The organism is Enterobacter sp. BNK-14 (assembly GCF_047456095.1).
GTDB lineage: Bacteria > Pseudomonadota > Gammaproteobacteria > Enterobacterales > Enterobacteriaceae > Enterobacter > Enterobacter kobei.
In genome coordinates, this window is the sequence record NZ_CP179897.1 from 3,873,072 (window position 1) to 3,885,505 (window position 12,434).

Consider the following 12,434-nt stretch of genomic DNA (forward strand, 5'->3'; position numbering starts at 1 on the left):
TGCTATCTGGCCTTTAAAATAGAATGAAGGGAGAAAAATTTTCTCTGTGAGGTGGGTATGCTAGATAAAATTGACCGTAAGCTCCTTTCCTTGCTGCAAAGTGACTGTACCCTCTCTTTGCAGGCGCTGGCAGATGCCGTTAATCTGACCACCACACCGTGCTGGAAGCGCCTTAAGAAGCTCGAAGATGATGGCATTTTGCTGGGGCGCGTCGCGCTGCTCGATCCCGAAAAACTGGGGCTTGGGTTGACGGCATTTGTGCTGATTAAAACCCAGCACCACAGCAGCGAGTGGTATTGCCGCTTTGTTACTCAGGTCTCTGAGATGCCCGAGGTGCTCGGTTTCTGGCGAATGGCCGGCGAGTACGATTACCTGATGCGCGTCCAGGTGGCAGACATGAAGCGCTATGATGACTTCTACAAGCGGCTGGTGAACAGCGTCCCGGGCTTATCAGACGTCACCTCAAGCTTCGCCATGGAACAGATTAAGTACACTACAGCCTTACCCATTGAATAACTTCGTAAAAAACCTTCAGGAACAAACCGCGTGCGATTATTTGCCCAATTAAGCTGGTACTTTCGTCGGGAGTGGCAACGCTACCTCGGTGCAGTGGCCCTGCTTATTATCATTGCCATTCTGCAGCTGATCCCGCCGAAAGTGGTTGGGTACGTCGTGGATGGCGTCACCGAACAGCATTACACCACCGCACGGGTGTTGATGTGGGTCGGCACGCTGGTGCTGACGGCCGTCATTGTTTATCTCCTGCGCTACGTCTGGCGCGTGCTGCTGTTTGGTGCGTCCTATCAGTTGGCCGTTGAGCTGCGTGAAGATTTTTACCGCCAGCTGAGCCGACAGCATCCCGAATTTTATCTGCGCCATCGCACCGGGGACCTCATCGCCCGTGCCACGAACGATGTTGATCGCGTGGTCTTCGCCGCCGGAGAAGGGGTATTAACGCTGGTGGATTCGCTGGTGATGGGCTGTGCGGTATTGATTGTCATGTCCACGCAGATCAGCTGGCAGTTGACCCTTCTGGCGCTGCTGCCGATGCCGCTGATGGCATTGGCGATCAATCGCTACGGCGAACAGCTGCACGAGCGCTTCAAACTGGCGCAGGCGGCATTTTCGTCTCTGAACGATCGCACCCAGGAGAGCATGACCAGCATTCGCATGATCAAAGCCTTTGGTCTGGAGGACCGGCAGTCCGCGCTGTTTGCCGCCGATGCGGCAGACACGGGGGCGAAGAACATGCGCGTCGCGCGCATTGACGCCCGTTTTGACCCGACAATCTATGTTGCGATTGGCATGGCCAACCTGCTGGCTATCGGAGGCGGTAGCTGGATGGTGGTACAGGGGACGTTAACCCTGGGACAATTGACCAGTTTTGCGATGTATCTCGGGCTGATGATCTGGCCGATGCTGGCTTTAGCCTGGATGTTCAACATTGTGGAGCGGGGCAGCGCCGCCTACAGCCGCATTCGCGCCATGCTGGCCGAAGCGCCGGTGGTGACTGACGGCAGCGAAGCGGTCCCGGAAGGGCGTGGCGTAATGAAGGTCGACGTCCGTCAATTTGTCTATCCGCAGACGGCGCATCCGGTACTGGAGAACGTCAGCTTTACGCTTCAGCCCGGCCAGATGTTGGGTATTTGTGGTCCGACGGGGGCCGGAAAAAGTACCGTCCTCTCTCTGCTCCAGCGCCACTTTGACGTCACCGAAGGGGATATTCGTTTCCATGATATCCCCCTGAAGAACCTGCTGCTGGATGAGTGGCGTGGCCGCCTGGCGGTGGTCAGCCAGACGCCGTTTTTATTTTCGGACACCGTGGCGAATAACATTGCCCTCGGATGCCCTGCGGCGACGCAGGAGGAGATCGAGCATGTGGCGCGTTTAGCCAGCGTGCATGATGATATTTTGCGTCTGCCGCAGGGGTACGAAACGGAAGTCGGGGAGCGTGGCGTCATGCTGTCCGGCGGGCAGAAACAGCGTATTTCGATTGCCCGTGCGCTGCTGCTGAATGCCGAAATCTTGATCCTGGATGATGCGCTCTCCGCTGTGGATGGCCGTACCGAGCACCAGATCCTGCATAACCTGCGTCAGTGGGGTGACGGTCGCACGGTGATTATCAGCGCTCACCGTTTGTCGGCGCTGACCGAAGCCAGCGAAATTCTGGTATTGCAGCACGGGCACATTGCCCAGCGCGGGCAGCATGAAAATCTTGTTGAGCAACCGGGCTGGTATCGCGATATGTATCGCTATCAACAGCTTGAAGCGGCGCTGGACGATGCCCCCGAACAGAATGAGGAGGCCGCTAATGCGTAAGCTCGGAACGATGTGGCCGACGCTCAAACGTCTGCTGGCCTACGGCTCGCCGTGGCGTAAACCGCTGTCCGTGGCCGTGCTTTTACTCTGGATAGCGGCGATTGCAGAAGTGAGCGGGCCGCTGCTCATCAGTTACTTTATCGACAATATGGTCGCCAAAAGCTACCTGCCCCTGGGGCTGGTGGCGGGTTTAGGCGTCGCTTACGTTGGGTTACAGCTGACGGCAGCAGGGCTGCACTATGCGCAGTCGCTGCTGTTTAACCGCGCAGCCGTTGGTGTCGTTCAGCAGTTGCGTACGGATGTAATGGACGCCGCGCTTCGCCAGCCGCTCAGCGAGTTTGATATTCAGCCGGTCGGGCAGGTTATCTCCCGGGTAACCAACGATACCGAGGTGATCCGCGATCTGTACGTCACCGTGGTGGCGACGGTGCTCCGCAGCGCGGCGCTGATTGGTGCGATGCTGGTGGCAATGTTCAGTCTCGACTGGCGCATGGCGCTGGTGGCGATCACGATCTTCCCGGCGGTGCTGATCGTCATGGTCATCTACCAGCGCTACAGCACGCCAATCGTGCGTCGTGTACGAGCCTATCTGGCCGACATCAACGATGGCTTCAACGAAGTCATCAACGGCATGAGCGTTATCCAGCAGTTCCGCCAGCAGGCGCGCTTTGGTGAACGGATGGGCGAAGCCAGCCGCTCGCACTATATGGCACGCATGCAGACGCTGCGGCTTGACGGTTTTCTGCTGCGTCCGCTGCTGAGCCTTTTCTCTGCGCTGGTGCTTTGCGGTCTCCTGATGCTGTTTGGGCTGAGCGCTAACGGTACGATTGAAGTGGGGGTGCTGTACGCCTTTATTAGCTATCTGGGGCGCCTTAACGAACCGCTGATCGAGCTCACCACCCAGCAGTCTATGCTGCAACAGGCTGTGGTCGCCGGTGAGCGTGTGTTCGAGCTGATGGACCGGCCGCGACAGGCCTACGGCAACGATGAGCGGCCTTTGCAAAGCGGTGCCATTGATTTTGATAATGTCTCGTTTGCCTATCGCGAAGACCGGCTGGTGTTGCAGGATATCTCACTTGATGTTCCGTCGCGTGGTTTCGTGGCGCTGGTGGGCCATACGGGAAGCGGTAAGAGCACCCTCGCCAGCCTGTTAATGGGTTACTACCCGGTTACGCACGGTGAAATCCGGATCGACGGACGTCCGCTCGCGTCTCTTAGCCACAACGTGTTGCGTAAAGGCGTCGCGATGGTGCAGCAGGATCCGGTCGTCCTGGCCGATACCTTCTATGCGAACGTGACCCTGGGGCGGGACTACACGCAGGAGCAGGTCTGGGAGGTACTGGAAAAAGTGCAGCTGGCGGATCTGGCGCGCGGGTTTAGTGAGGGGATCAATACTAAGCTGGGCGAGCAGGGGAACAATCTCTCCGTCGGGCAAAAACAGCTCCTCGCCCTGGCGCGGGTGCTGATTGAAACGCCGCAGGTTCTGATTCTGGATGAAGCGACAGCCAGTATTGACTCCGGTACCGAGCAGGCCATCCAGCAGGCGCTGTCGGCCGTGCGTGACCATACGACGCTGGTGGTGATTGCCCACCGTCTTTCCACCATCGTTGATGCCGATACCATTCTGGTGCTACATCGCGGCCAGGCCGTTGAACGGGGTACGCACCGTGAACTGCTGGAAGCCAAGGGACGTTACTGGCAGATGTATCAGCTTCAGCTGGCAGGCGAAGAGCTGGCGGCCAGCGTGCGTGAGGAAGAATCGCTGAGCGCCTGATGCACCAAAATGAGGCGACGCGCTAACAGTCATTCCTGTTGGTGCAAAACGGAAACGCACCCTGCACCGGCATGGTGCGTTTTTTTTCACCGGTTCGTTTATCAAGGCCGTGTAGCGCTCTTTGCACCGCAGTTCCTTCTGGTTTTCATTTCTGGCACACCCCTTGCAATACCTTCTGCGTAAGCTGCGGCCATTACCGAATTCTGACTGGAGGGGATCTATGAAGCTGGTTACGGTTGTAATCAAACCATTCAAACTCGAAGACGTGCGTGAAGCGTTGTCTTCCATGGGTATTCAGGGACTGACTGTCACCGAAGTGAAAGGCTTTGGTCGTCAGAAGGGTCATGCCGAGCTTTACCGCGGGGCGGAATACAGCGTTAACTTTCTGCCAAAAGTAAAAATTGATGTCGCGATTGCTGACGATCAGCTTGATGAAGTCATTGATGTCATTAGCAAAGCGGCCTACACAGGCAAAATTGGCGACGGCAAAATTTTCGTTGCCGAACTGCAGCGCGTCATTCGCATTCGTACCGGCGAATCTGACGAAGCGGCACTGTAAGTAACTCCTGGCACACAGTGATAGGGATCGAGAAAATGAAGATAGCAACACTTAAAACGGGTCTGGGTTCGCTGGCACTGCTGCCGGGCCTCGCGCTGGCTGCCCCTGCGGTGGCAGATAAAGCCGATAACGCCTTTATGATGATCAGCACCGCGCTGGTGCTGTTCATGTCAATTCCGGGGATTGCCCTGTTCTACGGCGGTCTGATCCGTGGCAAAAACGTTCTCTCCATGCTGACCCAGGTAGCCGTGACCTTCGCACTGGTCTGCGTGCTGTGGGTGGTTTACGGTTACTCGCTGGCCTTTGGCACCGGCAACGCCTTCTTCGGTAACTTTGACTGGGTGATGCTGAAAAATATTGAGCTGACCGCGCTGATGGGCAGCTTCTACCAGTATATTCACGTTGCGTTCCAGGGCTCGTTCGCCTGCATCACCGTCGGGCTGATTGTAGGCGCGCTGGCCGAGCGTATTCGTTTCTCTGCCGTTCTGATCTTTGTGGTGGTCTGGCTGACGCTCTCCTATGTGCCGATTGCGCACATGGTCTGGGGCGGCGGTCTGCTGGCAACGCACGGCGCGCTGGACTTCGCGGGCGGTACCGTCGTACATATCAACGCCGCGGTAGCGGGTCTGGTTGGCGCATACCTGATTGGCAAACGCGTGGGCTTCGGTAAAGAAGCGTTCAAACCGCACAACCTGCCGATGGTCTTTACCGGTACCGCGATCCTCTACTTTGGCTGGTTTGGCTTCAACGCCGGGTCTGCAAGCGCAGCAAACGAAATCGCCGCGCTGGCCTTCGTGAACACCGTCGTGGCCACAGCCGGTGCGATCCTCTCCTGGGTCTTCGGTGAGTGGGCGGTGCGCGGTAAACCTTCCCTGCTGGGTGCCTGTTCTGGCGCAATCGCGGGCCTGGTCGGTATCACGCCTGCCTGTGGTTATGTGGGTGTCGGTGGTGCGCTGCTGGTAGGTTTGGTTGCAGGTCTTGCAGGTCTGTGGGGCGTTACGGCACTGAAACGCGTGCTGCGCGTTGATGACCCTTGCGATGTATTTGGGGTGCACGGTGTGTGCGGCATCGTCGGCTGTATCATGACCGGTATCTTCGCCGCGAAATCGCTGGGTGGCGTGGGCTATGCAGAAGGTGTCACTATGGTTCATCAGGTACTGGTGCAGCTGGAAAGTATTGCTATCACCGTGGTGTGGTCTGCCGTTGTCGCTTTTATTGGCTACAAGCTGGCGGACATGACTGTGGGTCTGCGCGTACCGGAAGAGCAGGAGCGCGAAGGTCTGGATGTGAACAGCCACGGCGAGAATGCGTATAATGCTTGAGTAGAGTCCATTGCCCGGTGGCGCTGCGCTTACCGGGCCTACGGATTGTGCTTTTGTAGGCCGGGTAAGGCGAAGCCGCCACCAGGCTTTTTTACGTCAACCGCGATTACGCATTACCCCTTCCTGCACCGTTGAAGCGACCAGCACGCCGTCCTGCGTATAAAACTCTCCACGCACAAACCCGCGAGCGCTCGATGCCGACGTACTCTCCACGCTGTAAAGCAGCCACTCATTCATGTTGAAGGGACGGTGGAACCACATGGAGTGGTCGATGGTCGCGACCTGCATCCCTTTTTCGAGGAACCCGACGCCGTGCGGCTGCAGCGCCACAGGCAGAAAGTTAAAATCTGACGCATACCCGAGCAGATACTGATGCACGCGGAAATCTTCCGGCACGGTACCGTTGGCGCGGATCCAGACCTGACGTTTCGGCTCGGCGGTGTGACCCTTCATCGGGTTATGGAACTCGACGGGGCGGATCTCCAGCGGTTTATCGCACAGAAATTTCTCTTTGACCTGTGGCGGAAGCAGATGCGCCAGCGCACGGGCGATATCGGTCTCTGATTTGAGCGTGTCTGGCGACGGTGCCGGCGGCATCGTTTTCTGATGCTCGTATCCCGGTTCCGGTGCCTGGAACGAGGCGGTCATATAGAAGATGGGCTTACCGTTCTGAATGGCCGCCACGCGGCGGGCACTGAAACTATTACCGTCACGCAGAACTTCAACATCATACACAATCGGTTTTGCGCTATCGCCAGGGCGTAAGAAATAGCTGTGGAACGAATGCACCAGACGGTCTGCCGGGACGGTCTCCTTTGCCGCGTACAGCGCTTGTCCAACGACTTGCCCACCGAAGACCTGGCGCAAGCCTAAATCTTCACTCTGTCCGCGAAAGAGTCCTTCCTCAATTTTTTCCAGATTCAGTAATGTCAGCAGATTGTTCAGTGCCTGACTCATAGTTGTCCTCAATAAACGCCGTAGCGAAAGATAGGCAGAGTATAACGCAGAAATGTAAGTGGTCCGATGGGTAGAATAATCTTAATATCGGCACGTTTTCAGGCATTAATCGGTGATCTGTGCCACACTTGAATACGTTATGTGATTGAAACGACATCGGATGGGATCGATCCCGCTGGTGCATTGATGATAAGGAGACTTCAATGAAACTCGTGCCCATGCTAAGTGGTGTAGCTATTGCGGTGGCGTTGTCCGCCTGTGCTGGTAAGAGCGCCCAGGTGCCGGTACCTGCAGCCGATCCGAACGGGATTAATACCCTTTCACAGCAATCCATTCAGCAGCCTAATGTTTCCGGTACCATCTGGATCAAACAGAGAGTCGCTTTGCCGCCGGATGCGGTATTAACGGTTACGCTGTCTGATGCTTCTCTGGCCGACGCGCCGTCGAAAGTCCTGGCTCAGCGTGCGGTTCGTACTGAAGGTAAGCAGGCGCCATTTAGCTTCGTGCTGCCATATAACCCGTCAGACGTGCAGCCGAATGCCCGTATCCTGCTGAGTGCCGCGGTAACGATCAACGATAAGCTGGTCTTTATTACCGATACGGTTCAGGAAGCCATTAACCACGGTGGGACTAAAGTCGACCTGAATCTGGTTCCCGTACAGCAAACCGAAGTGCCGGTTGCTCCACAGACCAATCAGCCGTCCCTGCCAACCCCACCGACCCAGATGTAATTGTTGCTATCACCCTCTCCTTCGGGGGAGGGGTTAGTACACCCAGCGGTACTTTTGCAAATCAATCTGTCCCGATCCCGATACCTGCACACCCTCTGACAGTAATGCCTGGCGCTGACGCTGGAGATCCGGTCCGGTCAGCGAGATGGCACCATGACGATTCACCACGCGATGCCAGGGCAGCGTGCTTCCTTCCGGCAGCCGTTTAAGAACGCCACCTACCTGTCGCGCCGCGCGCGGTGAACCGGCCAGCTGTGCGACATCACCATAGGTTGTGACGTAGCCTTCCGGGATTGAGGCCACAATTTGCCATACGCGCTGGGGAAAGGAGTCGTGTTCGTCCATACCTGCACCTGCGGGGATCATCTGGACAGCCATGGTAAACGAAGATTGCCCTGATTGCTGCGTCTGTTTGCGCAATAAACCAGCATCCGGTTCCGGGTCGCTTGCAATTGGGTCTTCGCACAGGGATAATGCGCCAGCGCGTTGGTTATCAACGCTCTCAATGGGGGCTCTGTTGGTTCTCCCGCAACGCTACTCTGTTCACCAGGTCAGGTCCGGAAGGAAGCAGCCAGGGCAGACGACGTGGGTGCCGGGATGTAGCTGGCAGGGCCCCCACCCATTTACGGCCTCGTACAAACCTTCCTGCGTTACCTCTCTCTGTAGTCATTATTCCACAATACTATAACGCCTATACGCTGTAATATATATTTCATCGCGATGAAATATTATTGTCATAAACCTGTAATAATAGACTGGCATTTTATAATTGGACGTCTATTTAACACCAAAATTCAAAAAAATATAAATCTGGATAACAGTGTTAACTTCGTGTATTACATAAAGTACTTATTCCGAAGGGAAGTGACAAACATGGCTACTGCGGTTTTAAATGTTAAAATTGACGACGCGCTAAAAGAAAGGCTTCGCCACTATGCGGAAGTGAATAACGAAAATTTAAGCGTGACCACAGAGAAACTGCTGCTGCTGGCGTTTGAAGCAGTAGAAGAGGCGGGAGTATCGGAAGAAGATATTGATAATCAGCATACGGAAGAAGAGAGTGTTTCTCCTTTTACTCCTAAAGAAATCAAAGCACTACGTAAACTTCTGAAGAAGAGAAAATGAAACAACAACTGTCAACTGCCAGTGACTACAACGAGGCCTGCGATCTCTTGCGCTCAGGCTATGTGAAGCATGTACGTCTTGGCTGGAATGTTGGAAGCGATGAGTTCTTTCGTATTGCGTCTGACTGGTGTGATACCGGTGCAAAAATAAAGAAAGACGGTGATAACTTCGTTATTTCGCTGAAAGGTTTCCCTATTCCTCCGCAACATTAATTGTTGTCCAGTGAAAACTGCTGACTGCATATATTACAGTCAGCAGTTTTTATTTTATGATCCCCTTCAAACTTTTTATTCTTAAACCAGACTGCGTTTGATGGCCGGCTCATTTGAATGTAATGCACGCCATAAGGGTTTAATCCGCAGTAACGCCGCTTCCATTTCCGCTGGCTCCAGCGAGAAGGGCATGCGCAAAAAGCGGTCAAACGCCCCCGATAAGCCAAACCGTGTGCCCGTTCCCAGGTTAATCCCGATGATTTCTGCCCGCGCGGCAAGCTGTGTCGCCAGCATGCCGGGAAGTTCGATCCAGTAAGACAGTCCGCCTTCCGCCTCATGGAATCGCCACTCGGGAAAATGTTCACGCAGCAGTTCACTGCATCGATCGCGCCGTTCCGCAAGCATCTTGCGGCGAGCGGGCAGAAAACGTTCGCTATTGTTGATAAGCCACAGCGTCGCCAGTTGCTCCAGCAGCGGCGAGCCCAGATCAAGCGTATCCCGCGTCTGGGCGAGGGTGGCGATGGTACGTGAAGAGGCGCGGATCCAGCCGAGACGCAGTCCGCCCCAGAAGCTTTTTCCGGCGGAGCCTAATGTCATGACGGTTGCCTCCCGGTTAAACGATGCCAGCGGTGGCGGTGGGGGCGAGTCAAACCAGAGATCGACCATCGTTTCATCTACAACCAGCGTCGTGCGGGTTTGCGCGGCAATATCGGCGATCGCCTGACGGGTGGCGATATCCATACAACGCCCGGTTGGGTTGTGAAAATCAGGCATCAGGTAAGCCAGGCGCGGTGCAGTCTGGGCAAGCGTGGCGGCAAAACCATCCGTGTCCCAGCCTGTATCCGGCAGCGACACCCCAACGGGCCGGCACTGCGCCCCCTGAATGGCGGCAATCGCCAGCGGATAGGTGGGGTGATCGACCACGACGCGATCTCCCGGCCCGGTTAACATCCGCAATATCAGCGCAAAACCGCTGACGGCACCGTTGACCACCATGACTTCGTCTGCGCGGGTGGGAAGACCCCGTTCGGTATAGCGTGCCGCTATAGCTTCCCGAAGCGCAGGCAGCCCAAGCTGGTCGTAGCCCGTCAGCGAGAGGTGCTGGGTAATAGCCGTCAGCGCGTGGGTATAAGCCTGGTGGATCTCTGGCCCGGCATTGAGGGCGGCAGTGGAGAGATCCAGTGCGGCACTCGCCGCTGAAAGGGTAGGAACGGCGCGAGTATCCGGGAGGATCACGCGCGACCCGCTGCCGTGGCGGCTTTCAAGATATCCCTCCTCGCGCAGATGGGCGAGGGCGCTGCTGACGGTGGTCCGGCTCACGTCCAGCGTCGTAGCCAGCTCACGCTCACCCGGCAGTCGCGTATTTAATGCCAGTCGGCCATCAAGGATTAACAGACGCAACGCGTCAGCCAGCTGGCGCCAGAGCGGGGTGCGGGATGAAGCTTGCTGCCAGTGGCCTAAAAGGCGTACCAGAGACTGACTTCCAAAGCGGCGTGATGACATATGCAGTCCACTATTTGAAAACTGGACATTAATCATAGTGCCATTTTAGGTCAGGATGAAAGCCTGGTTATCGGGAGAAGATAAAAAATGGTACGTCGTCTGCTACAACTTTATGTCGGTTTGGGTCTGTATGGCCTCTCTACCACGATGTTTATTCGCTCGGATCTGGGGGTTGATCCGTGGGATGTATTTCACCTTGGCGTCGGGCTGCAGCTGGGGATGAGTATCGGGACGGTGATCATTTTGACCGGCGCTGCGGTGCTGCTGCTGTGGATCCCCCTGCGCCAGATGCCCGGACTCGGCACGATCAGTAACGTGATTTGTATCGGTCTGGCGGCAGACGCCAGCATGGCGCTCATCCCCGAGCTGAGTTCGTTACCTGTGCGAATCGCTTTCCTGGTATCGGGCATTGTGATGAACGCGATTGCCACCAGTATGTACATTGGTGCCGGTTTCGGGCCCGGCCCGCGCGACGGTCTGATGACAGGCATTCACGCCCGGCTGGGCTGGTCCATTCGCAGCGTGCGAACCACAATCGAAGTGTCCGTCCTGCTGATTGGGTGCGTGCTTGGCGGTACGTTTGGCGTAGGAACCGTACTGTATGCCCTGACCATTGGTCCGCTTATTCAGCTCTGTATGCCCTGGTTCCGCCAGAAGTCGCGCAATGAGAACGTTCCTCAGCCGGAACGGGTTGTTTAATTTGCGAAGCGCTCACATGTTTTAACGGCATCGCTGTGGCAGAATAGTCGCTTCGACTATCGCGATGCCAGAATGCATGAAAGCAATCACTCTCTATGATGTCGCCTCCCTTGCGGGGGTTTCTTATCAGACCGTTTCCCGCGTGATTAACGACGCGGAGCATGTCTCTGCGCGCACGCGGGAAAAGGTGCAGCAGGCAATGGCGGAACTGCACTATGTGCCTAACCTGCGGGCACAACAGCTGGCGGGTAAACGCACCCGTACGCTGGGTCTTATTACGACCGATCTGGCGCTGCACGCGCCTTCACAAATCGTCTCGGCGGTAAAATCCCGGGCAGCGGAACAGGGGGCGAGTGTCCTCATTTCCATGGTAGAGCAACCGCACCAGTGTCAGGCCGCGCTTCAGGCGTTGCTGGCGCAGCGGGTGGAAGCACTGCTGGTCAATGTGCCGCTTGACGATCCTCACGCTGAACAGCTCAGGGCGCTGGCATCGCCTGTTCCGGTGCTGTTTCTGGATGTATCGCCCTCAGCGCAGGTAAACAGCCTCGTGTTTAACGCAGAGGAGGGGGCGCGTCTGGGCGTTGAGCATCTGCTTTCGCTGGGGCATCAGCATATTGCTTTGTTGAGCGGACCGGAAAGCTCGGTCTCTGCGCGTGCGCGTCTGGCCGGATGGCAAGCGACGCTGGCACAGTCCGGCCTTGACGCGGTTGCCGTGGAATACGGTGACTGGAGCGCGGCCAGCGGTTATGAGAAAGGGCATATGCTGCTGTCGGGTACGGTATTACCGGAGGCGATTCTGGTGGCGAACGATCAAATGGCGCTTGGGGTGATGCGCGCCTGCGCGGAAAAAGGGGTAGCGATCCCTGGCCAGCTATCGGTAGTCGGGTTTGACGATACGGCCGACAGTGCCTGGTTTTCGCCGCCGCTGACGACCGTTCGCCAGGCGTTTCGCCAGGCGGGCGAACGCAGCGTGACGTGGCTGCTGGACCCCCTCCAGGGCGATGCGTGCTGGCAGGTTCAGCTGCCGGTTACGCTGGTGATCCGTCACTCCACCGCGCGCCGCCATCCGCAGCAGGCCGAACAAGAGGATCTGGCGGAGCAGCTCAGACGCCTGGCTCTCCTGGCAGAGCAGCTTGCGCGTAAATAAAACTTTGTGATCTGACTCGCTGCTCTGCGATGGAATGCTTTACCCTCGCTCAGTGCCAGGGCATGTTAACCAAAATTGTGAGCGCT

13 protein-coding genes and 1 other RNA gene are annotated in these 12,434 nt (G+C 56.6%); 11 read left to right on the top strand and 3 right to left on the bottom strand.

All coding sequences use genetic code 11. From position 1 onward, the window contains the following. Nucleotides 1-57 precede the first annotated feature (57 nt). The 5 genes from ACMGGM_RS18335 to amtB all read left to right on the top strand — a co-directional run bounded on the left by ACMGGM_RS18335 (nucleotide 58) and on the right by amtB (nucleotide 5,974). A complete protein-coding gene (locus tag ACMGGM_RS18335) occupies nucleotides 58-516 on the top strand; it encodes an Lrp/AsnC family transcriptional regulator (protein ID WP_008503307.1) in 459 nt (152 codons plus the stop codon). 30 nt (nucleotides 517-546) lie between these two features. Further along, nucleotides 547-2,319 (top strand): SmdA family multidrug ABC transporter permease/ATP-binding protein, encoded by a 1,773-nt coding sequence (locus ACMGGM_RS18340; protein ID WP_045134720.1) that lies wholly within the window; start codon nucleotides 547-549, stop codon nucleotides 2,317-2,319. Continuing rightward, nucleotides 2,312-4,093: a SmdB family multidrug efflux ABC transporter permease/ATP-binding protein gene (locus ACMGGM_RS18345; protein ID WP_014882786.1), complete on the top strand. Its 1,782-nt coding sequence runs from the start codon at nucleotides 2,312-2,314 to the stop codon at nucleotides 4,091-4,093. Before ACMGGM_RS18340 ends, ACMGGM_RS18345 begins: the two co-directional genes overlap by 8 nt. Before the next feature lie 220 nt (nucleotides 4,094-4,313). Continuing rightward, nucleotides 4,314-4,652 (top strand): P-II family nitrogen regulator, encoded by a 339-nt coding sequence (gene glnK / locus ACMGGM_RS18350; protein WP_008503304.1) that lies wholly within the window; start codon nucleotides 4,314-4,316, stop codon nucleotides 4,650-4,652. Nucleotides 4,653-4,687: 35 nt separating this feature from the next. Beyond that, complete coding sequence (gene amtB, locus ACMGGM_RS18355; RefSeq protein WP_014882787.1) at nucleotides 4,688-5,974, top strand: ammonium transporter AmtB; 1,287 nt, start codon at nucleotides 4,688-4,690, stop codon at nucleotides 5,972-5,974. Between the two features lie 96 nt (nucleotides 5,975-6,070). Here amtB and tesB read toward each other — a convergent pair whose 3' ends face one another. Continuing rightward, nucleotides 6,071-6,931, bottom strand: coding sequence for an acyl-CoA thioesterase II (gene tesB, locus ACMGGM_RS18360; RefSeq protein WP_014882788.1), 861 nt, complete (start codon nucleotides 6,929-6,931; stop codon nucleotides 6,071-6,073). Between the two features lie 203 nt (nucleotides 6,932-7,134). On the opposite strand from tesB, the gene ACMGGM_RS18365 reads away from it, so the two are divergent. Further along, nucleotides 7,135-7,662: a YbaY family lipoprotein gene (locus ACMGGM_RS18365; protein WP_014882789.1), complete on the top strand. Its 528-nt coding sequence runs from the start codon at nucleotides 7,135-7,137 to the stop codon at nucleotides 7,660-7,662. Nucleotides 7,663-7,695: 33 nt separating this feature from the next. On the opposite strand, the gene ACMGGM_RS18370 is transcribed toward ACMGGM_RS18365, so the two are convergent. Then, the gene (locus ACMGGM_RS18370; protein ID WP_014882790.1) at nucleotides 7,696-8,007 is read right to left on the bottom strand and encodes an MGMT family protein; all 312 of its coding nucleotides are present in this window, start codon (nucleotides 8,005-8,007) and stop codon (nucleotides 7,696-7,698) included. 170 nt (nucleotides 8,008-8,177) lie between these two features. Between ACMGGM_RS18370 and ffs the strand changes: the two genes are divergently transcribed. The 3 genes from ffs to ACMGGM_RS18385 all read left to right on the top strand — a co-directional run bounded on the left by ffs (nucleotide 8,178) and on the right by ACMGGM_RS18385 (nucleotide 8,999). After that, an RNA gene (ffs, locus tag ACMGGM_RS18375) (signal recognition particle sRNA small type) lies at nucleotides 8,178-8,274 on the top strand. A 261-nt stretch (nucleotides 8,275-8,535) separates the two neighbouring features. Further along, a complete protein-coding gene (locus ACMGGM_RS18380; RefSeq protein WP_023310587.1) occupies nucleotides 8,536-8,787 on the top strand; it encodes a hypothetical protein in 252 nt (83 codons plus the stop codon). Next, nucleotides 8,784-8,999: a hypothetical protein gene (locus ACMGGM_RS18385; RefSeq protein ID WP_023310588.1), complete on the top strand. Its 216-nt coding sequence runs from the start codon at nucleotides 8,784-8,786 to the stop codon at nucleotides 8,997-8,999. Before ACMGGM_RS18380 ends, ACMGGM_RS18385 begins: the two co-directional genes overlap by 4 nt. Before the next feature lie 81 nt (nucleotides 9,000-9,080). On the opposite strand, the gene ACMGGM_RS18390 is transcribed toward ACMGGM_RS18385, so the two are convergent. Beyond that, nucleotides 9,081-10,502, bottom strand: coding sequence for a PLP-dependent aminotransferase family protein (locus tag ACMGGM_RS18390; RefSeq protein ID WP_045134721.1), 1,422 nt, complete (start codon nucleotides 10,500-10,502; stop codon nucleotides 9,081-9,083). Nucleotides 10,503-10,589: 87 nt separating this feature from the next. Here ACMGGM_RS18390 and ACMGGM_RS18395 point away from each other — a divergent pair, with 87 nt between their 5' ends. After that, on the top strand, nucleotides 10,590-11,201 hold the full coding sequence (locus ACMGGM_RS18395) for a YczE/YyaS/YitT family protein (protein ID WP_014882793.1): 612 nt from the start codon (nucleotides 10,590-10,592) through the stop codon (nucleotides 11,199-11,201). 76 nt (nucleotides 11,202-11,277) lie between these two features. Further along, nucleotides 11,278-12,348 carry a LacI family DNA-binding transcriptional regulator gene (locus ACMGGM_RS18400; RefSeq protein WP_063943353.1) on the top strand — a complete coding sequence of 357 codons (1,071 nt, stop codon included), beginning with the start codon at nucleotides 11,278-11,280 and terminating at the stop codon, nucleotides 12,346-12,348. Nucleotides 12,349-12,434: the final 86 nt, after the last annotated feature.

Excerpts from the sequence above, each read along its gene's own strand:
- ACMGGM_RS18335 (WP_008503307.1), top strand. The coding sequence starts at position 58 with ATGCTAGATAAAATTGACCGTAAGCTCCTTTCCTTGCTGCAAAGTGAC.
- ACMGGM_RS18345 (WP_014882786.1), top strand. The coding sequence starts at position 2,312 with ATGCGTAAGCTCGGAACGATGTGGCCGACGCTCAAACGTCTGCTGGCC.
- glnK (WP_008503304.1), top strand. The coding sequence starts at position 4,314 with ATGAAGCTGGTTACGGTTGTAATCAAACCATTCAAACTCGAAGACGTG.
- amtB (WP_014882787.1), top strand. The coding sequence starts at position 4,688 with ATGAAGATAGCAACACTTAAAACGGGTCTGGGTTCGCTGGCACTGCTG.
- tesB (WP_014882788.1), bottom strand. The coding sequence starts at position 6,931 with ATGAGTCAGGCACTGAACAATCTGCTGACATTACTGAATCTGGAAAAA.
- ACMGGM_RS18365 (WP_014882789.1), top strand. The coding sequence starts at position 7,135 with ATGAAACTCGTGCCCATGCTAAGTGGTGTAGCTATTGCGGTGGCGTTG.
- ACMGGM_RS18370 (WP_014882790.1), bottom strand. The coding sequence starts at position 8,007 with ATGGACGAACACGACTCCTTTCCCCAGCGCGTATGGCAAATTGTGGCC.
- ACMGGM_RS18380 (WP_023310587.1), top strand. The coding sequence starts at position 8,536 with ATGGCTACTGCGGTTTTAAATGTTAAAATTGACGACGCGCTAAAAGAA.
- ACMGGM_RS18385 (WP_023310588.1), top strand. The coding sequence starts at position 8,784 with ATGAAACAACAACTGTCAACTGCCAGTGACTACAACGAGGCCTGCGAT.
- ACMGGM_RS18390 (WP_045134721.1), bottom strand. The coding sequence starts at position 10,502 with ATGTCATCACGCCGCTTTGGAAGTCAGTCTCTGGTACGCCTTTTAGGC.
- ACMGGM_RS18395 (WP_014882793.1), top strand. The coding sequence starts at position 10,590 with ATGGTACGTCGTCTGCTACAACTTTATGTCGGTTTGGGTCTGTATGGC.
- ACMGGM_RS18400 (WP_063943353.1), top strand. The coding sequence starts at position 11,278 with ATGAAAGCAATCACTCTCTATGATGTCGCCTCCCTTGCGGGGGTTTCT.